The sequence below is a fragment of the Rhodococcus sp. MTM3W5.2 genome, from assembly GCF_001984015.1.
GTDB classification, from domain to species: domain Bacteria; phylum Actinomycetota; class Actinomycetes; order Mycobacteriales; family Mycobacteriaceae; genus Rhodococcus_G; species Rhodococcus_G oryzae.
In genome coordinates this window covers 3,341,308-3,364,992 of the sequence record NZ_CP019572.1, presented here as the reverse complement: position 1 = coordinate 3,364,992, position 23,685 = coordinate 3,341,308, and the positions used below count along the sequence as shown (strand labels likewise).

Here is a 23,685-nt window from a genome sequence, read left to right as displayed (position 1 = left end):
TTGCTGCCACTGTTGGCGGCAAATCTATGGCCGCAAAATTACAGCCATGACCACACTCATTGCGCTCGTCCTGCTGATGATCGCGCTGCAGGGAGTCTTCGTGGCGGTCGCCCGCCGCGGCCGGGACCGGGAACCTGCAGGCATCCGGCGGTACCGGTTCAACCACTTTCGGCCCGACGCCGCCGCGGGTTCCGTCAACGTCGTCGATCGGGACGCCGAACGGATGTTCGCCGACCTCCAGGCCGTGCGGCACCGGGCGCCGCACAGCTGAGAGGTACCGACTAGACCGCGTCGCCAGGGGAGACCCGGGGCTGCGGCGCCCGCATCTTCCGGATCTGCGAGGCCCGGACGAACGCGTACCAGCCCAGCTTCAGGCCACCGTCCATGGTGTCGGGGAATCTCTCGCGGACCTGCCGATTGATGGTGCGGCCCATGATGTACCCTCGGCCAGCATGAACAACATCAGCACCAACATGCCCAGCGTCACGATCGACTGGATCGCGGGGCTCAGGAACATCGCCATGATCAGCAGCAGCGCCAGCGGCATGAACAGCCCGACCAGGTGCCTGCGGGAGTCGACGAGGTCGCGGACGTAGGCGCGCACGGGCCCTTGTCGCGGGGCAGCAGGTACTTGTCCTCACCCGCGAGCATCCGGGCGCGCCGATCGGCGGCGGTCGCCCGGCGCTCCGCGGAGGCCTGCTTGCGCTCCTCCTTGCTGCCCTGATTCTGCTTGCGGCGAGCCCGTGCTTCCTTTGCGGTCAGCGGCGCGGGCGCGACCGGGCCGCGTCGCTTGCTCTCGGCCTCGCGTCGCTTCGGGGTCGGCCTGCCCTTGCCCTCGGTCTCGGACGTGGAGGAGGTCAGTTCGACCGCGGTCGACTCGACGACCTCATGGTCGCCGTTGTCGGGGTGTCGGAGTTTCCTCGGCGCAGCAGCTTCACCCCCTCAGGTTACTTGCCGTGCGTGTGCATCGACCCGCGCCCGTCCCGTCGGGATGGACACGGGGTCGCCCCGCGCCGCGCTGCCGGGCGGCGCCGCCGGTCCTACACTCGGCCGATGCGAGTGCTGATCGCGCCGGATTCGTTCGGGGACACCCTCACCGCGGTACAGGCCGCCGCGGCAATGGCGGCCGGCTGGTCCGCGGGCAGGCCCGACGACGAGCCCGTCCTGGCGCCGCAGTCGGACGGCGGACCCGGTTTCGTCGACGTGCTCGCGGCCCGGATCGGCGAGCCGGTCGCCGTGACCGTCGACGGCCCGCTCGACGAGCGGGTGCGGGCGTGCTGGCTCGCCGCCGGTGACACCGCCTACCTCGAATCGGCACAGGCCTGTGGACTGGCGTTGCTCGGCGGACCGCCGGATCCGCGCACCGCGGTCGCCGCGCACAGTCGCGGTGTCGGGCAGCTGATCGCCGCGGCCGTGGACGCGGGCGCCACCACGGTGGTGGTCGGGCTCGGCGGCAGCGGCTGCACCGACGGCGGCAGGGGACTGGTCGAGGCTCTCGGCGGCGGGACCGACCGCGCGGCCGTCGCGTCCGCGCGGGAGCGGCTGGCGGGGATCCGGCTGGTCGCCGCCACCGACGTGCGGAACCCGCTGCTCGGTGAGCACGGCGCCGCCGCGGTGTTCGGGCCGCAGAAGGGTGCGGACGCCGCGGCCGTAGAGGTCCTGGAGCGACGCAACGCCGAGTGGTCGCGGGTGCTGGAGTCGGCCGCGGGGAAACGGGTGGCCGACGAGGAGGGTGCGGGCGCTGCGGGCGGGATCGGGGCGGCGCTGCTGGCGCTCGGCGCGACGAGGGAATCGGGGGCCGCCGTGGTCGCGACCCACACCGGGCAGGAGTCGCTCCTGGCGTCCGCCGACCTGGTGCTGACCGGGGAGGGGCGGTTCGACCACCAGTCGTTGCGCGGCAAGGTGGTGATCGCCCTCGCTGAGGCGGCGGCCGGGCACGGGGTGCCGACCGTGGTGATCGCGGGTCAGGTGCAGCTCGATGCGGGCGCGGCCGAGGCAGCGGGCCTGGGCGCGGTGTACTCGGTGTCCGACCACGCCGGCTCGGTGCGACTGGCGATGTCCGATGCGGCTGGTCAGCTGCGCGCACTGACCGAGAAGGTGGCCCGGCAGTGGCCGCCGGATGGGCGATGACACGGCCGCTGGTGGCGCGGTAGGGGCGCGGCGCGGCACACTGGAGGCAGTCCGACCCGGAACAATGTCGACGGCGCCGTCATGGTCGTCGGCCCCGTCAGGAATACTGCACGGCAGAGTACCGTTGAAGCGTTCACGGGTTTGGTACGAGCGAACAGGGAGAGCCCATGACTGTGCAGAACGAGACGACAGCTCCGGTCGAGACGGAGGCGCACAAGGTCACCATGACCGACGCCGCCGCGTCGAAGGCCAAGGCGCTGCTCGACCAGGAAGGTCGCGACGACCTCGCGCTGCGCATCGCCGTGCAGCCGGGCGGCTGCGCCGGACTGCGTTACCAGCTCTTCTTCGACGACCGGAACCTCGACGGTGACCTGGTCGTCGACTTCGGTGGCGTCAGCCTCGCGGTCGATCGGATGAGCGCGCCGTACGTCGAGGGCGCCTCGATCGACTTCGTCGACACCATCGAGAAGCAGGGCTTCACGATCGACAACCCGAACGCCACCGGCTCCTGCGCCTGTGGAGACTCGTTCAACTGATCCGACCCCGCGACGTCCGCGTCGCGTGAGTCCGTCGACACCTCTGACGCGGTGCCCCACGTGGGCCCGCGTCAGAGTCGTATCCGGGGGTACCCGCCAGGGTGCTCTGGTCGCCGCGGCGGCGACGTGCCGGTACCGTGGCAGTTTTGCGGCACATTAGTGCCGCGGCCGACGGACATGGCCGCGGTATCGACGAACTACTGAGAGGTCTCTGCGCGTGACAATTGCGGTCACCGGCTCCATCGCCACCGATCATCTGATGCGGTTCCCCGGGCGCTTCGCCGACCAGCTCCTCGCCGACCAGCTCAGCCACATCTCGCTGAGCTTCCTGGTCGACGACCTGGTGGTGCGGCGCGGCGGTGTCGGCGGCAACATCGCGTACGCCATGGGCGTGCTCGGCGGCACCCCGCTGCTCGTCGGCGCGGTCGGTGCCGACTTCGCCGAGTACCGCGCCTGGCTCGAGTCCGCCGGTGTCGACTGCGACTCCGTGCACGTCTCCGAGACCGCCCACACCGCGCGCTTCGTGTGCACCACCGACGAGGACATGGCGCAGATCGCGTCGTTCTACCCCGGCGCGATGAGCGAGGCCAGGGAGATCTCCCTCGAGGGCCTGGCCGAGGGCGTGGAGCTGGTCCTGATCGGCGCGAACGACCCCGCCGCGATGATCCGGCACACCGAGCAGTGCCGCGAGCTGGGGCTGCCGTTCGCGGCCGACCCCTCGCAGCAGCTCGCCCGGCTGTCCGGCGCGGAGGCGAAGGAACTGATCGGCGGCGCGAAGTACCTGTTCACGAACGAGTACGAGTGGGGCCTGCTGCTGCAGAAGACCGAGCTCACCGAGACCGAGGTCGCGGAGCAGGTGGGACTGCGGGTGACCACGCTCGGCGCCAAGGGCGTCGAGATGGTGGACCGCGAGGGCAACTGGGTCCGCGTCGGCGTCGTGCCCGAGAAGGCGAAGGTGGATCCCACCGGCGTCGGCGACGCCTTCCGCGCCGGATTCCTGGTCGGACAGAGCGCGGGCCTCGGCCTCGAGCGGTCCGCTCAGCTCGGCTCGCTGGTGGCGGTGCTGGTGCTCGAGACCGTCGGCACCCAGGAATGGACCCTCGATCGCGACGACGCGGTCAAGCGCCTTGCCGAGGCCTACGGCACCGACGCAGCGGACGAGATCGGCGCCCTGCTGAAGTAGCAGGCGGCTACGCCGCCCGTGCGCGGTTGACGAGCCTCAGGACTCGTCAACCGCGCACGGGCGCGAAGCGCCTCTAGACGTGGACCGGGTAGACCGGTTCCTGGATCTGCGGCACGATCCGCTTCTCCACGAAGATGCCGTGCCACACCATGAAGCACAGCACCGTCCACAGCCGGCGGCTGTGATCCGACGCGCCGTCGCGGTGCTCGTTCAGCATCGCCGTGACCGCCGCCTTGTCGAAGATGTGGTCGGTCTGCGAGTCCGCGATCTGCTGGTGCGCCCAGTCGAACAGCTCGGTGCCGCGCAGCCAGTGCCGCAGCGGAACGGGGAAGCCGAGCTTGGCGCGGTGCAGCACGTGCGGCGGGACGATGCCCTCCAGCGCCTGGCGCAGCGCGTACTTCGTCGTGGTCTTGGTGATCTTCTGCTCCAGCGGCACCCGCGACGCCACCTCGAAGACCTCGGTGTCGAGGAACGGCACCCGCAGCTCGAGTGAGTTGGCCATCGTCATCTTGTCGGCCTTGACCAGGATGTCGCCGCGCATCCAGGTGAACAGGTCCAGGTGCTGCATCCGGGCGACCGGGTCCCAGTCCCGCGACTGCGCGTAGATCGGCGCCGTCACGTCCTGGTGCGTCCATTCCGGTCGGAAGTCGCGCAGCACGGCCCTCAGCTGGGCGTCGCTGAAGCTGCGCGCGTTGCCGTAGTAGCGATCCTCGAGCGTCATCGAGCCGCGGTGCAGCAGGCTCTTGCCGCGGGTGCCCTCCGGGATCCGGTCGGAGAGCTTGCCTGCGGCCCGGCGCAGCGGAGCGGGCAGGTATTCGAACGGCTTGAGTGAGAGCGGCTCGCGGTAGATGGTGTAGCCGCCGAACAGCTCGTCCGCGCCCTCGCCCGAGAGCACCACCTTGACGTGCTTGCGGGCCTCCTTGGCCACGAAGTACAGCGGTACCAGCGCCGGGTCGGCGACCGGGTCGTCGAGGTACCAGATGATCTCCGGGATCGCGTTGGCGAACTCCGTCGGGCTGACGACCTTGACCACGTGCTTGGCGCCGATCGCGGCGGCCGACTCGGCGGCGACGTCGACCTCGGAGTAGCCCTCGCGCTCGAACCCGGTGGTGAAGGTGATCAGGTTCGGGTTGTGCCGGATGGCCAGGGCCGCGATCGCGGTGGAGTCGATGCCGCCCGACAGGAATGACCCCACGGTCACGTCCGCACGCATGTGCTTGGCGACGGAGTCCTCGAGGGCCTCGGCGATCTCCTGGTAGCGGGCCTGCTCGGAACCCGGGGTGAACGGCTTCGCCGGGAACTTCGGGGTGAAGTAGCGGGTGATCCGCGGCGCCTCGCCTGCCCGCACCCAGGCATAGGAGCCGGACTCGAGGCGACGGATGTCGGCGTGCAGCGTCTCGGGCTCCGGCACGTACTGCAGCACCGTGTAGTGCTCGGTGGCGCGGGGATCGAGCTCGGTGCCGACGCCGATCAGCTCGGTCAGCTCCAGCAGGCTCTTCTTCTCGCTGCCGAACGCGGTGCCGCCGGTGCCCGTCGCCAGGAACAGCGGCTTGATGCCGAACGGGTCCCTGGCCAGGAACAGATCCTTGGTCTCGGTGTCCCAGATCGCGAACGCGAACATGCCGCGCAACCGGCGGACCGCGTCGGCTCCCCAGTGGTGGAACGCCGCGACGATCGCCTCGCTGTCGCCCTCGGTGGTGAACTGGGCACCGTGATCCCGGGCCAGCTCGGCCCGCAGCTCGAGGTAGTTGTAGATCTCGCCGTTGAAGGTCAGCGCGTACCGGGTCGGGTTCTCCGGCGGGCCCCAGCGCAGCGGCTGATGCGAGTGTTCGATGTCGATGATCGAGAGCCGGTTGAAGCCGAAGATCAGGTCGTCGTCGTTCCAGGTTCCGTGCTCGTCCGGCCCGCGATGCCGCAGGCAGTGCATCGCCGAGTCGACGCGCGAAACCGCGTCTTCGGTGGTGCCGGAGGAGGTCAGTAGCCCGAGCAGTCCGCACACGGCGTCCAATACCTCTATTCGCTCTTGGGGAAGGCTCCACACTGGTATGCAGCGGATTGCCGAATAACTCTGCCGAGTATGCCGCAGACTCGCGGAACTGATGTTGTGACCCGACGGTGGAGAGGCGCCAGCTTTGGTCTACGCTGCGTAGTATTCGGGCGTCCGGCTGGGGCTGCCCTTATTCATTGCGGCGATCAGGAAGGCGTGAACGTGGCGCAGAGTCGGATCCTTCGACGAGCAGGGCTCGCAGCATCTTTGGGCCTTGCTGCCATGCTGCTGTCGGGATGTTCGATCGACAATTCGGTGCTTCGGTTCGGATGGCCGTCGGGCATTACCCCGCAGGCTGAGCGGATGCGTGAACTGTGGACCTGGTCGGTCATCGCCGCCCTGTTCATGGGCGTGATTGTGTGGGGCCTGACCTTCTGGGTGGTGATCTTCCACCGGAAGAAGAAGGACTCTCCTGAGTTCCCCAGGCAGACGGCCTACAACGTCCCGCTGGAGCTCTTCTACACCGCGGTGCCGTTCGTCATCATCGCCGTGCTGTTCTACTTCACCGTGGTCGTGCAGAACTACGTCCACGAGAAGAAGGACGACCCGAACGTGGTGGTCGACGTGACCGCGTACCAGTGGAACTGGAAGTTCGGCTACCGCAGCATCGACCTGCGTGAGGGCGGTGCCAAGTACGACGGCGTCGACGTCGCCGCGCAGGCGTACGCCGAGGAGCCGGCAGGCGAGCAGGTGCTCCGCGGCGAAGAGGTTCCGCCGCCGAACGCGGGCAAGTCCGCGAACGACATCTCCTACCTGCGCTTCGACAAGATCGAGACCGTCGGATCCAGCACGGAGATCCCGATCCTCGTGCTGCCGACCGGTAAGCGCATCGAGTTCGTGCTCAACGCTGCTGACGTCATCCACGCATTCTGGGTGCCGGAGTTCCTGTTCAAGCGCGACGTCATGCCGAACCCGGAGCAGAACCACTCCGACAACGTCTTCCAGATCAGCGAGATCCAGAAGGAAGGCGCGTTCGTCGGCCGCTGCGCCGAGATGTGCGGCACGTACCACGCGATGATGAACTTCGAGGTCCGCGCGGTCAGCCCGGAGAAGTTCGCCGAGTACATCGAGCTGCGCAAGCCGCTCGACGAGGGCGGACAGGCGCTGACCACAGCCGAGGCGCTCGCGAAGATCGGCGAGTCGCCGGTCGCCACGTCCACGCAGCCGTTCAACACGGAGCGGACGTACCGGCAGGCCACCACCGTCCTCGAGGGCGAATACCAGTAGCAGTGCCGACGGCACCCAGACCCATCAACCGCTGAAGGACTTGCTGAAATGAAGATCGAAGCCAAGCTCTTTGAGATCTTGACGGTGTTTTTCATCCTCGTCGCGATCGTGTACGGCGTCTTCACCGCCGCCTCGCGCACCGGCGTCGAGTGGGCCGGACTGACCGCGATCGTGCTGTCGGCCGGACTGACCCTGATCGTGGGGACGTACTTCCGGTTCGTGGCGCGTCGACTCGACACCCGCCCCGAGGACTACGACGACGCCGAGATCTCGGATGGCGCGGGCGACCTGGGCTTCTTCAGCCCGGGCAGCTACTGGCCTGTCCTGCTCGCCTTCGCGGCGGCTTTCACCGCGGTCGCGCTGGCCTTCTTCCAGCCGTGGCTGATCGTGGTCGGCGTGGCGCTGATCCTGGCCACCGCCGTTGGCCTGGTCTTCGAGTACCACGTCGGACCCGAGAAGCACTGAGCCGCATCACACCTGAGCACGGCGAGGGCGCCGAATCCCACACGGGGTTCGGCGCCCTCGCCGTTTCGGCTCGGGAGTCCGCCCATTCGATTCGTCGTCGTTCCCGTGTGTTCGGCGATATCGTCGGACGGGCAAGGCGCTGTCGGCGGTTCCGACGCGGGGCCGACGGGCGTTCCGATGGGTGACAACGGAATGTGAGTAGCCATGGTGGATCGAGCGGGCGAGTACCGAGGGGTTCTTCCGATTCCGGACCGGCAGCACATCGGTCTGACGACCTACGACGCGAAGGATCCGGACACCGCGTTCCCGCCGATCGAGCCGCTGCTTCCGCCGGAGGGTGCTCCGAATGTCCTGGTGATCCTGCTCGACGACGTGGGATACGGCGCCAGTAGTGCCTTCGGGGGACCGGCGAACACGCCGACCGCCGAACGTCTGCAGCGCGACGGACTCACCTATACCCGGTTCCACACGACCGCGCTGTGCGCGCCGACCCGCGCCGCGCTGCTCAGCGGCCGTAACCACCATTCGGTCGGGATGGGCATGATCACCGAGACCGCGACCTCGGCGCCGGGCTCGTCCGGGCTCCGTCCCAACACCAAGGCCGCGCTGCCGATGACCTTGAAACTCAACGGCTATTCCACCGCCCAGTTCGGCAAGTGCCACGAGGTGCCGCCCTGGCAGACCTCGCCGGTCGGCCCGTTCGACGCCTGGCCCTCCGGCGGTGGCGGCTTCGAGTATTTCTACGGGTTCATCGGGGGCGAGAGCAACCAGTACTTCCCGGCGCTCTACGACGGTTTCGCGCCGGTCGAGCCGGACCGGACACCGGAGGAGGGCTACCACCTCACCGAGGACCTGGCCGACCGGGCGATCGACTGGGTGCGCACCCAGAAATCGCTCGCGCCCGACAAGCCGTTCTTCGTCTACTTCGCCCGGGCGCCACCCACGCCCCGCACCACGTGCCGGTCGAATGGGCGGACAGATACGCGGGCCGGTTCGCGGGCGGCTGGGACGCGCAGCGTGAATCCATCCTCGATCGGCAGAAGCAGCAACAGTTGCTGCCCCCGACGCCGAACTGACCGCCCGTCCCGACGCGATCCCGGCATGGGACGACATGGACGAGGCGCTCAAGTCGGTGCTGGAACGCCAGATGGAGGTGTATGCGGGGTTCCTCGAGCACACCGACTTCCATGTCGGCCGCGTCGTCGACGCGATCGAGGCGATGGGGGCGCTCGAGAACACCCTGATCTACTACATCATCGGCGACAACGGGGCCTCCGCCGAGGGAACGCTGAACGGGGCGTTCAACGAGATGGCGAACTTCAACGGCCTCGCCGCGATCGAGACCCCTGAGTTCATGGCGGACGTCAAGGACAAACTCGGCACGGTGGAGGCCTACAACCACTATTCGGTGGGTTGGGCCTGGGCGATGTGCTCACCCTTCCAGTGGACCAAGCAGGTCGCCTCGCATTGGGGAGGTACCCGCAACGGGACCATCGTGCACTGGCCCGACGGGATCAACAGCAAGGGCGAGATCCGTTCTCAGTTCACCCACGTCATCGACGTCGCGGCCACAGTGCTCGAGGCAGCCGGGCTGCCCGAGCCCACGTTCGTCAACGGTGTGCAGCAGGCCCCGATCGAGGGCACCAGCATGTTGTACAGCTTCGACGACGCGGCCGCGCCGGAGCGGCACGACCTGCAGTACTTCGAGATGGCAGGCAATCGGGGCATCTACCACAAGGGCTGGAGCGCGGTCACCCGGCACAGCACCCCTGGCTGCCGAATGAGGTCCTGCCCGCGCTCGACGACGACGTGTGGGAGCTCTACGACGGCGCCACCGACTGGACCCAGGCCCACGATCTGGCCGCCGAGATGCCCGAGAAACTTGCCGAGTTGCAGCGGCTGTGGCTGATCGAGGCCGTGAAATACAACGTGCTGCCGATCGACGATCGCCGGTTCGAACGACTGAACCCGACCATCGCCGGTCGCCCCCAACTGGTCTCGGGCAACAGGCAGGTGCTGTTTCCCGGGATGAAGCGGCTGAGCGAACACAGCGTCATCGACATCAAGAACCGATCCTTCTCGGTGACCGCGGCGGTCGAGACGGCGACGAACGGCACCACCAACGGTGTCGTCATCGCGCAGGGTGGTCGCTTCGGCGGGTGGGCCCTGTACGTGAAGGAGGGGCGAACCGCGTTCGTCTACAACCTGCTCGGCATGAGGGAGTTCACGATCGAGGCGACCGAGGACATTCCCTCGGGTGGTCATCAGATCCGCGCCGAGTTCGCGTACGACGGGGGCGCCCTCGCGAAGGGCGGCGACGTCACCCTGTACCACGATGGCCGCCCCGTCGGCACCGGGCGGGTGGAGCAGACACAGCCGATGGTCTTCTCCGCGGAGGAGACGACGGACATCGGCGACGACTACGGTATGCCGGTCAGCGTCGGGTACTCGGGAGAAACCAGGTTCAACGGTCGCATCGACGTCGTGCAGATCGAGGTCGGCGACGACGACCACTCCCATCTCATCGACCCGGAGGAGGTCATCCGGGTCGCTACCTCCCGTCAGTGACGGCAGGCAGGCTAGGGCTTCCGCCGTTGCCGACCTGATCGGTCGGGTACATCCACGCTGCAGGGGCAGTGTGTCCGGCGGCCGCGGCCGACGCGCTCGTGTCGGTGGCGGTCGCCTGCCCGTGCACCACCAGGGCGTAGGCGAGCGCCGCGAAGGCCGCGGTGCTCACGACTGCCCGCACGATATTCCATGTGACCCAGCGGGATTCGAATTGTGCGCGCACCACGTCGGGGTTGGCGATGACGTCGCCCGCCCGAGCCAGCTCGTCGTTGAGGGGGACGTTGACGGCGGCGGTGATGACGAGCATCGCGACGTAGAGCACGAGCGCGGCGATGATCCAGGGGAGCACGCTGCGGGCGGACCGCAGGTGGAGCAACAGGGTCGCGACGGTGAGCACCAACCCGCCGAGGAAGCAGATCATGAACCAGCCGTTGAGGATTGCCACGTTGATCTTCTGCATCGCCGAGATGAAGGTCTGATCGTCGGTTCGGCCGAGGCCCGGCATCACCGCATAGGCGAACGCGGCGAACAGTCCCGCCATGAGTCCGGCGGTGACGCCTGCGCCGAGCAACGTGATCGTCTGGAGGAGTTTGGAGTTCATCACGGTCACCCCACGTTCCAGATACCGGCGGCGGCTGCGGCCGAGGCGTACTCGGCGAAGTCGCGCGGCGCGCGGCCCAGTGCTCGCCGGACCCCGTCGCCCGGCTCCGCGTTCCGTCCGTCGAGGACGGTGGTGAAGAGATACATCAGCAACTCGACGACGTCGGAGGGCACCTGCTCGGCGGCGAGTCCCTCGGCGAAGTCCTCGGCTGGCACCTGCACGTAGTCGATGGTCCGACCGGCGGCCGTGGCGATCGTGGCGACGGCCTCCGCGAAGGTGATCGCGCGGGGCCCGGTGAGCTCGTAGATCTCGCCGGCGTGCCCGGGCTGGGTGAGCGCGGCGAGGGCGACGTCCGCGATGTCCTCGACGTCGACGAACGGTTCGGGGATGTCCCCGGCGGGCAGGTACACCTGGCCGGCGAGAATCGGATCGAGGAGGTAGCCCTCGCTGAAGTTCTGGGCGAACCAGCTCGCCCGCAGGATCGTGGTGTCCGCGCCCGAATCCGTCAGTGCCTTCTCGCAGGCCTGCGCCTCGATCTCGCCCCGGCCCGAGAGCAACACCAGGCGCCGCACACCGCGGTCAACCGCCAACTCGGAGAACGAGGCGATGGCCTCCACCGCGCCGGGGGCCGCCAGGTCCGGGTAGTAGGAGATGTACGCCGCCGTCATGCCCTCCAGCGCCGGCTCCCAGGTCGCGGTGTCCTCCCAGTCGAACGGGACACCGCCCGAGCGGGTACCGATGCGTACCGGCAGGTCCAGGCCGGTCAACCGCTGCGCGACGCGGCGACCGGTCTTGCCCGTGCCGCCGAGGACGAGGGTTGCGGGGTTGGGTGTATGGACGTTCATGGGATCTCCTTGCCGGTCGAATGTTGTTGTCCCCATTACGATCGCTCAGGGGAAGGTCGCCAACAACGGCTGTTTGCGCAAGAATCGTTAACCTGTGGCTAAACGAAGGGGGTTGCCGCATGGAGCGGCGCGACATCGAGATCTTCCTGACCCTTGCCGAGGAGCTGCACTTCGGCCGCACAGCGGAGCGACTGCACGTGTCCACCGCCCGGGTCAGTCAGACCATCAAGGCGCTCGAGCGCCGCGTCGGCGCCCCGCTGTTCGAGCGGACAAGCCGCCGGGTGACACCCACCCCGATCGGCCGACGGCTCGAGGAGGACCTCAGGCCCGCGGACGAGCAGATCCGTGCGGCCGTCGCCAGGGCGATCGCCGCCGGGCGGGGGCTCGACGGCGTGCTGCGGGTGGGATTCGTCGGGACCGCACTCGGACAGTTCGTGCTCGAGGTCGCGACCACCTTCCAGGAGCGGCACCCCGGGTGCCGGGTCCAGATCCGGGAGAGTCACTACAGCGACGGTGTCGGGCTGCTGTTGAGCGACGACATCGACGGACTGGTCGCGGCGGCCGATGTCGGGCACGTCCGGGAGCTCGAACAGAGCCCGGTGCTGCTGCGCGAGCAGCCGTCACTCGCGGTCTCGGCCCGGCACCCGTTCGCGCGACTGGAATCGGTGACGATCGAGGACCTCGCCCGGGCGAAGGTGTTGCGGCCCCGCGGAATCCCGGACGATCTCGACGAGGCCACGGTGCCGCGGACCACTCCGAGTGGCAGGGTCATCGAACGCGGACCCGACTTCGGGACTGTTCAGGAGATGCTGGCGCTGGTCGGGGCCGGGCAGGGCGTGTTCCCGGTGCCCACCCACGCCAGCCGATACGACGCGCGCCCGGACGTGACGTACGTGCCTGTTGTCGACGGCACCGCCCTCGAGTGGCGACTGATCTGGCGGGCAGCGGGTCAGACGAGCCGGATCCGCGCCTTCGCGGAGGCGGCACAGGATTTCGTGGCGGCCAGGGGAAACCCGCTGCTGGAGGGGTGAGCGGCAGCGCATCGGGCGTGCCATGGGGGAGCGGTGTTGGCGCCGGGCCACCGGAACGACGAAGGCCCCGAACCCAATGGGTTCGGGGCCTTCGTCTGGTTCTGACCGAGGTCAGTGGCCGCCGTCCGTGGACGGCTTCTCGCCATCCGTGAGCGGCTTCTGGCCGTCGGCGTACGCGCCGTGACCGTGGGCCTTGTCCTGGTAATCCTTGAGGATCGCCATCTGGTCGTGCTCGTTCTTGTGCTCGGCCGCGAGCAGTGCCGCGGCCTCGTCGGCCGGATCCGCGACGAGCAGCGATCCGGAGCCGGGCTTGCCGGCCGAACCGAGCTTGTTCATCTTTTTCGGGATCGCGGCGCCCTGGTACTCCAGCGGGATCGGGTGGCCGTGGTCGTCCACGGGTCCGAGCGGCTGGTGGACCTCGACGTACTCACCGTGCGGCAGACGCTTGATCACGCCCGTCTCGATGCCGTGCTCGAGCACCTGGCGGTCGCTGCGCTGGAGGCCAAGGCAGAACCGGTAGGTGAAGAAGTACGCCAGCGGCGGCAGCACGATGATGCCGATGCGGCCCATCCACGTCGTCGCGTTGATCGAGATGTCGAACTTGTACGCGATGATGTCGTTGATGCACATGATCGTCAGGATCGCGTAGAACATCAGGGCCATCGCGCCGAGCGAGGTGCGCACCGGAACGTCGCGCGGACGCTGCAGCAGGTTGTGGTGAGCGTCGTCCTTGGTGAACTTCTTCTCGATCCACGGGTAGGCGATCAGCACCGTGAACACCAGGCCCATGATGATCGCGACCGCGAACACCGCCGGGATCGTGTAGGTGCCCCACAGGTAGATCTCCCACGCCGGCCACAGACGCGCCATGCCGTCGGTCCACATCATGTAGATGTCGGGCTGGACGCCCGCGGACACCTGGGACGGGTTGTACGGGCCGAGGTTCCAGATCGGGTTGATCTGCAGCAGGCCACCCATCAGCGCGAGGATGCCGAAGGTGAAGGCGAAGAACGCGCCGCCCTTCATCGCGAAGACGGGGAGGATGCGGACGCCGACGACGTTCTGCTCCGTGCGGCCGGGGCCGGGGAACTGCGTGTGCTTCTGGTACCAGACCAGCGCCAGGTGCGCTCCGATCAGCGCCAGGATGATGCCCGGCAGCAGCAGCACGTGTGCCACGTACAGACGCGGGATGATCAGCTGGCCGGGGAAGTCGCCGTCGAAGATCAGCCACTGCAGCCAGGTACCGACGACCGGGACGCTCAGCGTGATGCCGGACAGCGCGGCGCGGAGGCCGGTGCCGGACAGCAGGTCGTCGGGGAGCGAGTAGCCGAAGAAGCCCTCGAACATCGCCAGGATCAGCAGCAGGCAGCCGATGACCCAGTTCGCCTCACGCGGGCGACGGAACGCGCCGGTGAAGAAGATGCGCAGGAGGTGCACGATGATCGACGCGGCGAACATCAGCGCGGCCCAGTGGTGGATCTGGCGGACGAACAGGCCGCCGCGAACCTCGAACGAGATGTCGAGTGTCGTGGCGTACGCCCGCGACATCTCGACGCCGCGCAGCGGCTGGTAGGCGCCGTCGTAGACGACCTCCGCCATCGACGGGTCGAAGAACAGCGTCAGGTAGACACCCGAGATCAGCAGGATTACGAAGCTGTAGAGCGCGATCTCGCCGAGCATGAAGGACCAGTGGGTCGGGAAGACCTTGTTGATCTGCCTGCGCATGCCCGCGGCAAGGTGGTACCGAGAGTCCATGCCCTCGGCCGCCTTGGCGGCGTGAGCGGAGACCTTGGACTGGTTGTCTGTCACTGTCATGAAGGACGCTCCCAAATCCCGGGCCGAGAGCTTCGACGAAGTCGCCGTTGGCGACCAGGAAGCCCTCTTCATTCACTGTAATCGGCAGCTGCGGCAGTGCGCGAGCAGCGGGACCGAAAATCGGCTTTCCGTACTGGAGAGCGTCGAACTGCGACTGGTGGCACGGGCACAGGATCCGGTTGGTCTGCTGCTCGTAGAGCGACGTCGGGCAACCGAGGTGCGTGCACAGCTTGGAGTACGCGAAGTAGTCGCCGAAGTTGAAGCTCTCCTGGCCCTTGCGCTTGACGGCCTTGTTGGCATCCTCGGTCCGCAGGCGGATGAGCATGACCGGGTTGTCGGCGCGCTTGAGGGCGTGTGCCAGGGCGCGCTCGCTGCCGCGCTCGGACTCACGGAACGGGAAGACCGTCTCCATGGCGCCCGCGTCGAGATCCTCCGGGCGGACAAGGACGACGTCGTCGGTGCGACCGGTGTAGCGACGCAGGTAGATGGTCTCGCCGGGGAACGTCGGGGTCCAGCCCGAGGTCCACAGGTCGGACTTGTCGCCCTTCGCCCACGGGTTCTTGATCAGACCGCCGAGCGGCATGATCGCCATGATGCCGAGGGCGCCCGCACCGAAGCCGAGGCTGCGGGTGATCAGCTTGCGACGACCGATGGTCGAGGTGTCGAGCGTGTCGCTCAGCTCCGCGACGATCGTCTTGCGGTCCTGCTCAGGCGAGCCGCCGTCGTGGCGGTCCTGGATGGAGACCTCTTCGGGGATGAACTTCTTCGTGAACTGCACCGCGCCGATACCGACACCGAGGATCGCGAGACCCATGGTGAGGCCGATCAGCGGCGTGTACAGGTTGTACGCGTTGTAGCCCTCCTCGCCCATGCCCTTGTACTCCCAGGGCCAGAAGAGGTAGATCCCGATGAACGCGAGGGCAGAGATGCCGGCGATCGTGAACCAGATGGCCACGCTCCGCTCGGCACGCTTCTCCGCCTTGGTGTCCTTGACGGGCCACCGCTCGCGGCGGAATGCGATGTCGACGCCATCGAGGTTGGTACCGAGTTCGACGAGCTCGTCGCGACTCATCGCGGCGAGTTCTTCCTCGGTGTGCTTCTTAGGCGTATCGCCGTGACCGGCGTCGCTCATGACTTTGCTCCGATCCAGAGTGCTGCGCCAACAACCGCAACGATTCCGATGGCCCACATGGCCATGCCCTCGGGGCCGGTGCCGAACCCGCCGAGGCCGTAGCCGCCGGGGTTCTTGGACTCGGTCGCGGACTTGACGTAGGCGATGATGTCCCGCTTCTCGTCCGGGCTCAGCTGCCGGTCGGAGAACTTGGGCATGTTCTGCGGACCGGTGGCCATCGCCTGCCAGATCTGCTGCTCGCTCGCCGGCTCCAGCGGCGGGGCGAACTTGCCGGAGGACAGCGCGCCGCCCTTACCGGTGAAGTTGTGGCACGAGGCGCAGTTCAGGCGGAACAGCTCGCTGCCGCGGGCCACGTCGTCGCCGCGCAGCGACGACTGGGCGATCTCGCCGTTCTCGTCCCGGACCACGGTCGGACCGCCGCCGTTGGCCTGGATGTAGGCACCGAGGGCGTCGGTCTGCTTGGTGTCGAACTTCGGCGGCTTGCGAAGGGCCTGGGCCTCGTTACGCACAGCAGGCATGCGGCCGGAGGACACCTGGAAGTAGACGGCGGCCTCGCCGACGCCGATGAGGCTCGGTCCACGGTCCTGGACACCCTGCAGGTTCGCACCGTGGCAGGTGATGCAGGACGTGTCGTAGAGCTGCTTACCCTCGCGGATCAGCGCTGCCGAATCGTCGGACGCGGTGGCCACCTGCGGAGTCGGTGTCAGCGCCGCGGCGAGGAAACCGGCACCGACAAGGCCCATCATCAGGACCATGGCGCCGGTGACGCGCCGCCGGAACTTTCGCTGCCGACGGGCTTTCGTGGCAGACGCGCTACCGGCGGCTGCTGAAGGGGGGATGAACTCATCTGTATCCCTTTGGTCTCGCGGGACGGACTGAACGGGCTTGGGCTGTGAACTGCGTTCAGCTTCTTAACGGATGAAATAGATGGTGGCGAACAGGCCGATCCACACGATGTCGACGAAGTGCCAGTAGTACGAGACAACGATCGCGGCCGTTGCCTGTGCCGGGGTGAACTTGCTGACCTTGGTACGCGCGATCAGGAAGACGAAGGCGACGAGACCACCGATCACGTGCAGGCCGTGGAAGCCGGTCGTCATGTAGAAGACCGAGCCGTACGCGCTGCTGGCGAGCGTGGTGCCCTCGTGAACCAGGTGGTAGTACTCGTACGCCTGGCCGAGCACGAAGATGATGCCCATGACCAGGGTGATCGTGTACCAGCGGCGCAGCCCGAAGACGTCACCACGCTCAGCGGCGAAGACGCCCATCTGGCAGGTGAAAGAAGAAGCCACCAGCACCGCGGTGACGGGCACCGCGAGGCCGAGGTTCAGCTCGGTGGGCTCCGGCGGCCAGTGTCCGTCCGCCTGCGCGCGCGCGACAAAGTACATCGCGAACAGGCCGGCGAAGAACATCAGCTCGCTGGACAGCCAGACAATGGTGCCGACGCTGACCATGTTCGGCCGGTTCAGCGAGTGCACGCGCTGGGTGATTGCGGATCCTTGGGTCCCTACTGCGCTCGTCACGCACAGAAGTATGACGCCTTGTCGTAAGAGAAGGGAACCCGGGTCCGGTGTTGGCGCGTCGCGGCCCTGCACACGCTACGCGCGGTCGCTGATTGCGCAGGTAGGCGGGCATGCGAGGCTGGTGTCATGGAACGAGTGCGGTGGTGGCGCAAGCGGTTCGGGCGACGTAGGGCGGTGCCGCTCGACGCGACGCGGAGCGATCTTGTGGTGGTGGCATCGAGCTTCGACGACGCCGAGGCGTGCAGCAGGGCGCTGGAGCGGGCGGCGGGGTCGGAGCCCGGCTGGATCGCGGACGAGGACGCGGTCCTACGGCACCACCTGAGGGTGCCCGCGGATCAGGTGCAGGGCGCGGTCGAGCTCGCAGGGCAGGACCGTTACACCGTCGCGGCGCCGGACGCGCCCGCGCCGCAGGGGGTCGACCCGGTGGCGGCGGAACCGGGGGCCGAGGAACTGGTGGGTTGGTGTTGCAGCGGGTGCAGGTCCTCGACGCGCTGCACTGTTCGCAGGAGCGCTCCCGGATGGCGGGGCTGGCGCAGCGCGCGGGTGGCCGTGTCCTCGGATGGGATGCGCTGCAGCCGCCGCGGAATCCGGTTGCCCGTACTGACTAAGCTTCGTCTTCGATTGTGCTGACGGCGACGGAAGAGGCGGTTGCGATGGGGAGTTGGCCAGAGGTGCTCGGTGCGCTGACGGACGGACGCGATCTCGATCCGGGGACCGCATCGTGGGCGATGGACGAGATCATGTCGGACAACGCCACCTCCGCGCAGATCGCGGCGTTCGGCATCGCCCTGAAGATGAAGGGCCCGACCCCGTCCGAGGTGACCGGCATCGCCGACGCGATGCTCGCGCACGCGCGCACGATCGATGTCGACGGTGACGCGGTGGATGTCGTCGGCACCGGCGGTGACCGGCAGCAGACCGTCAACATCTCCACGATGGCCTCGGTCGTGGTCGCTGCCGCGGGCATCCGGGTGGTCAAGCACGGAAACCGGGCCGCGTCCTCGAAGAGCGGCGGCGCGGACGTGCTCGAGGCGCTCGGAGTCCGGATCAACCTGAGCCCGGACGCCGTTGCGCGGTGCGTGCGCGAGGTGGGGATCGGGTTCTGCTTCGCGCCGACCTTTCATCCCGCGTTCCGGTTCACCGCGGGTCCGCGCAAGGAAATCGGCATCCCGACGGTGTTCAACGTGCTGGGGCCGCTGACCAACCCCGCGCGGCCGCGAGCCGGCCTGATCGGCTGTGCCTTCGCAGACCTGCAGCCCGTGGTGGCGGGGTCCTGGCGCGCAGGGGCAGCAGCGCACTGGTGGTGCGTGGCGACGACGGACTCGACGAGATCACCACGTCGACCACGAGCACGGCGTATGTCGTGTCCGGTGGGCAGGTGCGCGAGGACAGCATCGATCCGACGGCGCTGGGGATCGAGCGGGTGCCGCTGTCGGCCCTGCGTGGCGGGGACGCCGAGGCGAACGCGGTGATCGCGCGGGCGGTGCTCGCCGGCGAGCGGGGTGCCGTGCACGACGCGGTGATCCTGAACGCGGCGGGCGCGATCGCCGCCCACAGTGGTCTGTCGGGTGAGCTCGACAGCGCCCTGCGTGCGGGCCTCGAGCGGGCCGTACGCGCGATCGACAGTGGCGACGCGGCTGCGCTGCTCGACCGCTGGGTCGCGGTCTCCACCGAATTGGCGGACTGACGCCCGCCGGGTGCGGGAACCGCCGTCGGTCTAACCGAACGGCGGTCCCCGACCCGGATCACTCGCCGATGGAGAAGGCGGCCTCGACGTCGGCGCTGGCGTAGGAGCGGAAGGCGATGTGGGTCGTCGTCTGCTCGACGCCGTCCACCTTGTTGATCGCGCCGGTGACCACCTCGGCGATCTGGGCGTGGTCTCGGACCTTCACGATGGCGATCAGGTCGACGTCGCCCGCGCACGAATAGACCTCGGACACCCCGGCGATGTCGGCCACCGCCTGCGCGGTCTCCGGGATCCGGTTCGCTTTGGCGTGAATGAGGACGATGGCGTTGATCATCTCGCTCCTTGGCTGCGGTGGCGTCCTATCTATAGGGAAGGGCCGTGTGGGTCCTTGTCCTCAGATGGGCGTCCGACTCTGTTCTTTCCCCTGTCACCCTAGGCGGTGCCTGCCGCGGCGGCGGCGCCCCGCGCCACCGCGCACCATTGCAGCCAGCCGCCACCACCGCGGGCGGGTTCGGCGTATCCGTGACTCGCGCGCACGATCCGGACTCCCGGCGTCTCGAGCCAGCCGGCGATGAGCCCGGCCTCGCCCGCCGTGGCGCCCCGCAGCGGTGACTGCTCCTCGATCACGGTCTCGGCCGACAGGGTCAACGCCTCGACGACCGGCATCGGCGGCACTCCGCGCTCCGCCATCCCTGCGGAGGCGAGCCTGCCTGCCCGGATCACCGCCAGCTCCCAGCCACCGGAAGGCGAGGGGCGCGCGGCGATCAGCTCGTCGACGGCGGCGAGGCTCGCGAGGCGCTGAGCCCGGCGGAGCGCGAGCGCAAGGGCCGTGGTGCGGTCACGGAGCCGCGCGGCACTCTCGAACAGTTCGGCAAGGGCGAGTTCTTCGATCCGGGCACGCAGCCCGTGCAGCGGCGCATCGTCTGTTCCGCGGAAGAGCGCGTAGGCGGTGTCCGGTGCATGGCGGTACTCGGCCGCGCTCTGTGGCGTGCCCCCGGCTGGGCAACCGCCGACCGCACTGTCCGGACAGTCGGGACCGTGGGGCTGGTCGTCGCGAATTCTCTTGGTGCACGTCCTGATCCGGCAGATGTCGGCGATCGTCGCGGCGACCTCGGCCGCATCCGTTCGGGAACCGAACGGGCCGAGGGCGTCGGGGGTCGCGGTGCGCGAGATCGCGAGCCGTGGGAAAGGTTCGGCGGTCCGGGTGATCCACCACGCCCGGCGGGGAAACTTCGAGCGCCGGTTATAGGGAGGGGCGTGCGCGCCAAGCAGCCGGAGTTCGCGCACCGATGCCTCGAGGGCGTGCGCGCACTCGACGTGGTCGACCCTGGTGGCCAGCGCCACCATCTCCTTCATCCGTGCACGGGTCTCTGATCCTGTGAAGTAGCCGCGCACCCGGCGCTGCAGGTTGACCGCGGTGCCGACGTAGAGCACCTCGTCGGACGGGCCTCGGAACAGGTAGACGCCGGGGGTGCGGGGGAGGTGCGCGGCGAACCCGCGCTTGTCGCGCTGCGCGGCGGAGACGTTGGGGAGGTAGTCGACCAGCTCCGGGTAACTGTGCACGCCCAGGTTGCCGACCCGTTCGATCAGTGCGTGCAGCACGTCCACCGTCGCCCTGGCGTCGTCGAGGGCCCGGTGGGTGGGCTTGGTGCTGACGTCGAAGAGGGCGGCCAGGGCCGAGAGCTTCACCGAGGGGCCTCGTCCCTGCCGAGCACCCGGCGGGCCAGCTTGACGGTGCACAACACCTGGAACGGTGGCCAGGGCAGCTCGCAGCGGGCCGTGGCGGCCTTGAGGAAGCCGATGTCGAATGGTGCGTTGTGGGCGACAAGGACGGCGCCGCGTGCGAACTCCAGGAAGCTCGGGAGCACCCGCTCGATTCGCGGTGCCCCGATCAGCATGGCGGAGGTGATACCGGTCAGCTCGACGATGTACGGGGGCATCGAGCGGCCGGGATCGACGAGGGTGGACAGCTCGCCGATGACCTCGCCGCCACGGATCTTGACCGCACCGATCTCGGTGATCGCGTCCTCGCCCGGCGCGCTGCCGGTGGTCTCCAGGTCCACGACGACGAAGGTGGTGTCCCGCAGTGGGGTATCGAGCTCGTCGAAGCTCAGCTGGGCGTTGGGCGGACTCTGCGGGCTCACCCGGCTGAGGCTAGGGGCGGCCACCGACAGGGCCCATTGGTCGCGGCCGTCGCGCAGTCCGTGTCGGACCGCGCCGCTAGTTTCCGTCGCAGAGGCTTCCGAAACGCCGCGAGGCCACCGGTAGAGACGAGGATCACAGTGATTGTCGATTGCAACGACTGCGAGGTTCGCAATACCGCGTGCGGCGACTGTGTGGTGACGGTGCTGCTCGGTCCGCCAGGCGTCCGGCCGGGGGAGCGGGCCGTGGACTCGGCGGGGTCGGCCCGTATCAGTATTGAGCAGGACGAACGGGTCGCTCTGGACGTGCTCGCCGATGTCGGGCTGGTGCCGAGGCTTCGGTTGGTGCGCGCCGCGGATGCCACGCAGACCGGTCGGTCGTTATCTGTCCGTGACCCGGGAGTGGCCTAGCGCCCATTTATGGGCGATATGTCCGAATCGGCCGATTGGTCGGGCGTGTTGGGTCGACAGGCGCTCGACGCTTTCGTAATCTTCCTGAGACCTAGCGGAGTCTTGCCACACCATCCGGTGCGGCATCGCCAGGTACCGCCTAATCGATCACTCGTGAGAGCGATCGTGCCGGGAACCCAAGTTTCTCTGGGGTGAATCCCGTCGGAGCGCGATATGCGTGCCGCCGGGTAGGGCTGATCTTCCCAGCCCGAACCCGTCAGCTAACTCGGTCGGCGGATGAACGGAAGAAACGGAGTACCCCTTCTCGTGGCTTCATCCACTACCCAGCGTTCGGTGCGACGCATTGCCGTTGCCAGCGCGCTGACCTTCGGTGCCATCGCAGTTTCTGCCGGCCCGGCCCTCGCCGAGCCCGTCACGATCTCTGGCATCGGAACCTTCGACATCCCGGGTGTGCCTGCCCAGACCATCCAGGTCCCCGGCCTCCCGGCCCTGCCCGGTGCGCCCGGTGCGCCGGCCCCCGCGCCGCTGGTCTCCGCAGGTGACAAGGCCGTTCAGGCCGCCGCGAGCAAGATCGGTTCGCCCTACGTGTACGGCGCCTCGGGCCCGGACTCCTTCGACTGCTCGGGCCTCGTGCAGTGGGCCTTCAAGCAGGCAGGCATCAACCTGCCGCGCACCAGCTACGACCAGGCTTCGGCCGGTACGCCGGTCTCCACCTCCGCCCTCAAGCCGGGCGACGTGGTCTCCTTCTACGGTGGCTCGCACTCGGGCATCTACGCGGGCAACGGCGAGGTCATCCACGCCGCGACCTCCGGTACCCCCGTCAAGCGCGCGCCGCTGTCGTCCATGCCGATGGACGGCGCCCGCCGCTACTGAGCGCCGCGCACGAACCCCTCGTGGTGGGCCCGAACCGTCTCTGACGGTTCGGGCCCACCACGTTTTCGTCGGTGGGTCTGTGGCTGTCGCTCGGCTCCCGGGGTGAGCGCAAAATGCCTCGGCAGTTTGGGTGGACATCGTCGTATGCCATTCCGTAACCTGTCTGAGACCTTCCGAAATCTTGCCGCGTCACCCGGCGCGGCATCGGAGGTCACCACCACGCTGGATCCGGGCGCCGCAGGCGCCGGTCCGGCACCGGGGACGGAGTCGCCGGGGTGCATCTCCCGCTCGGACCTCGGTTCGTGGGGCAGGGCTGATCTTCCCAGCCCGACCCGCCGGCCAATCCGGCCGACGGGCAGTGGAAGAACGGAGTACCAGCTTTCGTGGCGTCACAGAGACTGAAGCGATCCACCAGCGCAGTGTTGGCAACGGGCCTGCTGTCCCTCGCAGCAGTTGTGGTCCCCGCGGGCACCGCAGCCGCGGATCCCGCGCTGGAGAATCCGACGGCCGCGCTAGAGAAGCTCTCCGAACTCTCCCGCACGTCCGAGCAGACCAGCGAGGCGCTGCACAACGCCCAGATCGACCTCGAGTCCAAGACCGCCGTCCAGCGCGACGCCGAGTCCAGGCACGCCGCCGACGAGAACCTGTTGACCGAGGCGAAGGCCAGGATCGCGCAGTTCCAGCCCGCGGTCGACAAGCTCACGACGGCCAGCTACCAGGGCGCCCGCGTCAATCGACTGTTCGCGGTGATGGTCTCCGATTCCCCGCAGCAACTCCTCGACCAGATGTCCACGCTCAGCGTGCTCTCCGAGGACACCGCGGCCCAGGTCGGCCACTTCAAGCAGGCCACCGACGAGGCCGCCACCGCGGCCGAGGCCTCGCGCCAGTCCGCCGACGCCGCCCGCACCGCCACCGAGCAGGCCAGGTCGATCAGCGACGACCTGCAGAACAAGCAGAGCGACCTGCAGGCCCAGATCGCGCAGGTGACCCAGGCGTTCGGCGCGCTCAGCGGTTCGGAGCGGGCCACCCTCGCCGGTAGCCCGTTCCCTCCCGGTTTCGATCCGCAGACGCTGCTCAAGGGGCTCGTGCCCGGGTCGAACTCCGGCGCGCTGCAGGCAGGCATGACGAAGGTCGGCAAGCCGTACGTCTGGGGCGCAACCGGTCCGGATTCCTTCGACTGCTCCGGCCTGATGGTGTGGGCCTACAAGCAGGTCGGCAAGACGCTGCCGCGTTCGAGCCAGGCACAGGCCGCGGGCGGGATCCCGGTCTCGCGTTCCGAGCTGCAGCCGGGCGACCTGGTGCTGTTCTACCCCGACATCTCGCACGTCGGCATGTACGCGGGCAACGGCAACATCCTGCACGCGTCCACCTTCGGTGTTCCGGTCAAGGTCGCGCCGATGGACGCGTACCCGTTCTACGGCGCCAGAAGGTACTGAACGGCGTACCGGACGTCCCGCCGCGGCAGCCACG

At 68.4% G+C, this 23,685-nt stretch carries 17 protein-coding genes, 6 pseudogenes and 1 riboswitch; of the genes and pseudogenes, 13 read left to right on the top strand and 10 right to left on the bottom strand.

What is annotated here, in order from left to right:
* Nucleotides 1-46: 46 nt before the first annotated feature.
* The gene (locus BTZ20_RS15315) at nt 47-271 is read left to right on the top strand and encodes a hypothetical protein (protein ID WP_077041962.1); all 225 of its coding nucleotides are present in this window, start codon (nt 47-49) and stop codon (nt 269-271) included.
* A gap of 10 nt (nt 272-281) precedes the next feature.
* Here the strand turns inward: BTZ20_RS15315 and BTZ20_RS15310 are convergent.
* A pseudogene (locus BTZ20_RS15310) lies at nt 282-938 on the bottom strand (DUF3043 domain-containing protein).
* 115 nt (nt 939-1,053) lie between these two features.
* Here BTZ20_RS15310 and BTZ20_RS15305 point away from each other — a divergent pair.
* The 3 genes from BTZ20_RS15305 (at nt 1,054) to BTZ20_RS15295 (ending at nt 3,849) form a co-directional block, all read left to right on the top strand.
* A complete protein-coding gene (locus BTZ20_RS15305; RefSeq protein ID WP_077041961.1) occupies nt 1,054-2,130 on the top strand; it encodes a glycerate kinase in 1,077 nt (358 codons plus the stop codon).
* Nucleotides 2,131-2,297: 167 nt separating this feature from the next.
* Nucleotides 2,298-2,666 carry a HesB/IscA family protein gene (locus tag BTZ20_RS15300; RefSeq protein WP_027500065.1) on the top strand — a complete coding sequence of 123 codons (369 nt, stop codon included), beginning with the start codon at nt 2,298-2,300 and terminating at the stop codon, nt 2,664-2,666.
* A 217-nt stretch (nt 2,667-2,883) separates the two neighbouring features.
* The gene (locus tag BTZ20_RS15295) at nt 2,884-3,849 is read left to right on the top strand and encodes a carbohydrate kinase family protein (protein WP_077041960.1); all 966 of its coding nucleotides are present in this window, start codon (nt 2,884-2,886) and stop codon (nt 3,847-3,849) included.
* A gap of 73 nt (nt 3,850-3,922) precedes the next feature.
* Here the strand turns inward: BTZ20_RS15295 and asnB are convergent, their stop codons facing one another.
* The gene (asnB, locus tag BTZ20_RS15290) at nt 3,923-5,848 is read right to left on the bottom strand and encodes an asparagine synthase (glutamine-hydrolyzing) (protein WP_077041959.1); all 1,926 of its coding nucleotides are present in this window, start codon (nt 5,846-5,848) and stop codon (nt 3,923-3,925) included.
* Nucleotides 5,849-6,052: 204 nt separating this feature from the next.
* On the opposite strand from asnB, the gene BTZ20_RS15285 reads away from it, so the two are divergent.
* The 3 genes and pseudogenes from BTZ20_RS15285 (at nt 6,053) to BTZ20_RS15275 (ending at nt 10,156) form a co-directional block, all read left to right on the top strand.
* Nucleotides 6,053-7,123: a cytochrome c oxidase subunit II gene (locus BTZ20_RS15285; RefSeq protein ID WP_077041958.1), complete on the top strand. Its 1,071-nt coding sequence runs from the start codon at nt 6,053-6,055 to the stop codon at nt 7,121-7,123.
* Between the two features lie 48 nt (nt 7,124-7,171).
* Nucleotides 7,172-7,588 (top strand): cytochrome c oxidase subunit 4, encoded by a 417-nt coding sequence (locus tag BTZ20_RS15280; RefSeq protein WP_027500069.1) that lies wholly within the window; start codon nt 7,172-7,174, stop codon nt 7,586-7,588.
* A 204-nt stretch (nt 7,589-7,792) separates the two neighbouring features.
* Nucleotides 7,793-10,156: pseudogene (locus BTZ20_RS15275) on the top strand (sulfatase-like hydrolase/transferase).
* Here BTZ20_RS15275 and BTZ20_RS15270 read toward each other — a convergent pair.
* Both BTZ20_RS15270 and BTZ20_RS15265 read right to left on the bottom strand, forming a co-directional pair.
* On the bottom strand, nt 10,140-10,757 hold the full coding sequence (locus tag BTZ20_RS15270) for a DUF1772 domain-containing protein (RefSeq protein ID WP_083742946.1): 618 nt from the start codon (nt 10,755-10,757) through the stop codon (nt 10,140-10,142). The pseudogene BTZ20_RS15275 and the gene BTZ20_RS15270 overlap by 17 nt on opposite strands.
* Nucleotides 10,758-10,762: 5 nt before the next feature.
* Entirely contained in the window at nt 10,763-11,602 is an 840-nt protein-coding gene (locus BTZ20_RS15265) for an NmrA family transcriptional regulator (protein ID WP_077041956.1), read from the bottom strand.
* A gap of 119 nt (nt 11,603-11,721) precedes the next feature.
* On the opposite strand from BTZ20_RS15265, the gene BTZ20_RS15260 reads away from it, so the two are divergent.
* A complete protein-coding gene (locus BTZ20_RS15260; RefSeq protein WP_077041955.1) occupies nt 11,722-12,633 on the top strand; it encodes a LysR family transcriptional regulator in 912 nt (303 codons plus the stop codon).
* A 111-nt stretch (nt 12,634-12,744) separates the two neighbouring features.
* Here the strand turns inward: BTZ20_RS15260 and BTZ20_RS15255 are convergent, their stop codons facing one another.
* The 4 genes and pseudogenes from BTZ20_RS15255 to BTZ20_RS15240 all read right to left on the bottom strand — a co-directional run bounded on the left by BTZ20_RS15255 (nt 12,745) and on the right by BTZ20_RS15240 (nt 17,103).
* Complete coding sequence (locus tag BTZ20_RS15255; RefSeq protein WP_077041954.1) at nt 12,745-14,448, bottom strand: cytochrome b; 1,704 nt, start codon at nt 14,446-14,448, stop codon at nt 12,745-12,747.
* A 13-nt stretch (nt 14,449-14,461) separates the two neighbouring features.
* A pseudogene (locus tag BTZ20_RS15250) lies at nt 14,462-15,580 on the bottom strand (ubiquinol-cytochrome c reductase iron-sulfur subunit); the annotation flags it as partial.
* Nucleotides 15,577-16,419, bottom strand: coding sequence for a cytochrome c (locus BTZ20_RS15245; protein ID WP_223263802.1), 843 nt, complete (start codon nt 16,417-16,419; stop codon nt 15,577-15,579). The pseudogene BTZ20_RS15250 and the gene BTZ20_RS15245, both read right to left, overlap by 4 nt.
* Before the next feature lie 72 nt (nt 16,420-16,491).
* A complete protein-coding gene (locus BTZ20_RS15240; protein WP_072754055.1) occupies nt 16,492-17,103 on the bottom strand; it encodes a heme-copper oxidase subunit III in 612 nt (203 codons plus the stop codon).
* 126 nt (nt 17,104-17,229) lie between these two features.
* On the opposite strand from BTZ20_RS15240, the pseudogene BTZ20_RS15235 reads away from it, so the two are divergent.
* Together BTZ20_RS15235 and trpD are read left to right on the top strand one after the other, a co-directional pair.
* Nucleotides 17,230-17,711, top strand: a pseudogene (locus BTZ20_RS15235) (hypothetical protein).
* Nucleotides 17,712-17,756: 45 nt separating this feature from the next.
* Nucleotides 17,757-18,790 (top strand): annotated as a pseudogene (gene trpD, locus BTZ20_RS15230) (anthranilate phosphoribosyltransferase).
* 58 nt (nt 18,791-18,848) lie between these two features.
* Here trpD and BTZ20_RS15225 read toward each other — a convergent pair.
* Together BTZ20_RS15225 and BTZ20_RS15220 are read right to left on the bottom strand one after the other, a co-directional pair.
* Nucleotides 18,849-19,124 (bottom strand): Lrp/AsnC family transcriptional regulator, encoded by a 276-nt coding sequence (locus BTZ20_RS15225; RefSeq protein WP_077041953.1) that lies wholly within the window; start codon nt 19,122-19,124, stop codon nt 18,849-18,851.
* 98 nt (nt 19,125-19,222) lie between these two features.
* Nucleotides 19,223-20,958: pseudogene (locus tag BTZ20_RS15220) on the bottom strand (DEDD exonuclease domain-containing protein).
* A gap of 114 nt (nt 20,959-21,072) precedes the next feature.
* On the opposite strand from BTZ20_RS15220, the gene BTZ20_RS15215 reads away from it, so the two are divergent.
* The 3 genes from BTZ20_RS15215 (at nt 21,073) to BTZ20_RS15205 (ending at nt 23,651) form a co-directional block, all read left to right on the top strand.
* Nucleotides 21,073-21,342: a hypothetical protein gene (locus BTZ20_RS15215; protein ID WP_077041952.1), complete on the top strand. Its 270-nt coding sequence runs from the start codon at nt 21,073-21,075 to the stop codon at nt 21,340-21,342.
* Nucleotides 21,343-21,468: 126 nt separating this feature from the next.
* Nucleotides 21,469-21,633: riboswitch (cyclic di-AMP (ydaO/yuaA leader) on the top strand.
* On the top strand, nt 21,619-22,215 hold the full coding sequence (locus tag BTZ20_RS15210; protein ID WP_411269074.1) for an NlpC/P60 family protein: 597 nt from the start codon (nt 21,619-21,621) through the stop codon (nt 22,213-22,215). It overlaps the preceding riboswitch by 15 nt.
* A gap of 383 nt (nt 22,216-22,598) precedes the next feature.
* Nucleotides 22,599-23,651 carry a C40 family peptidase gene (locus BTZ20_RS15205; RefSeq protein WP_077041950.1) on the top strand — a complete coding sequence of 351 codons (1,053 nt, stop codon included), beginning with the start codon at nt 22,599-22,601 and terminating at the stop codon, nt 23,649-23,651.
* Nucleotides 23,652-23,685: the final 34 nt, after the last annotated feature.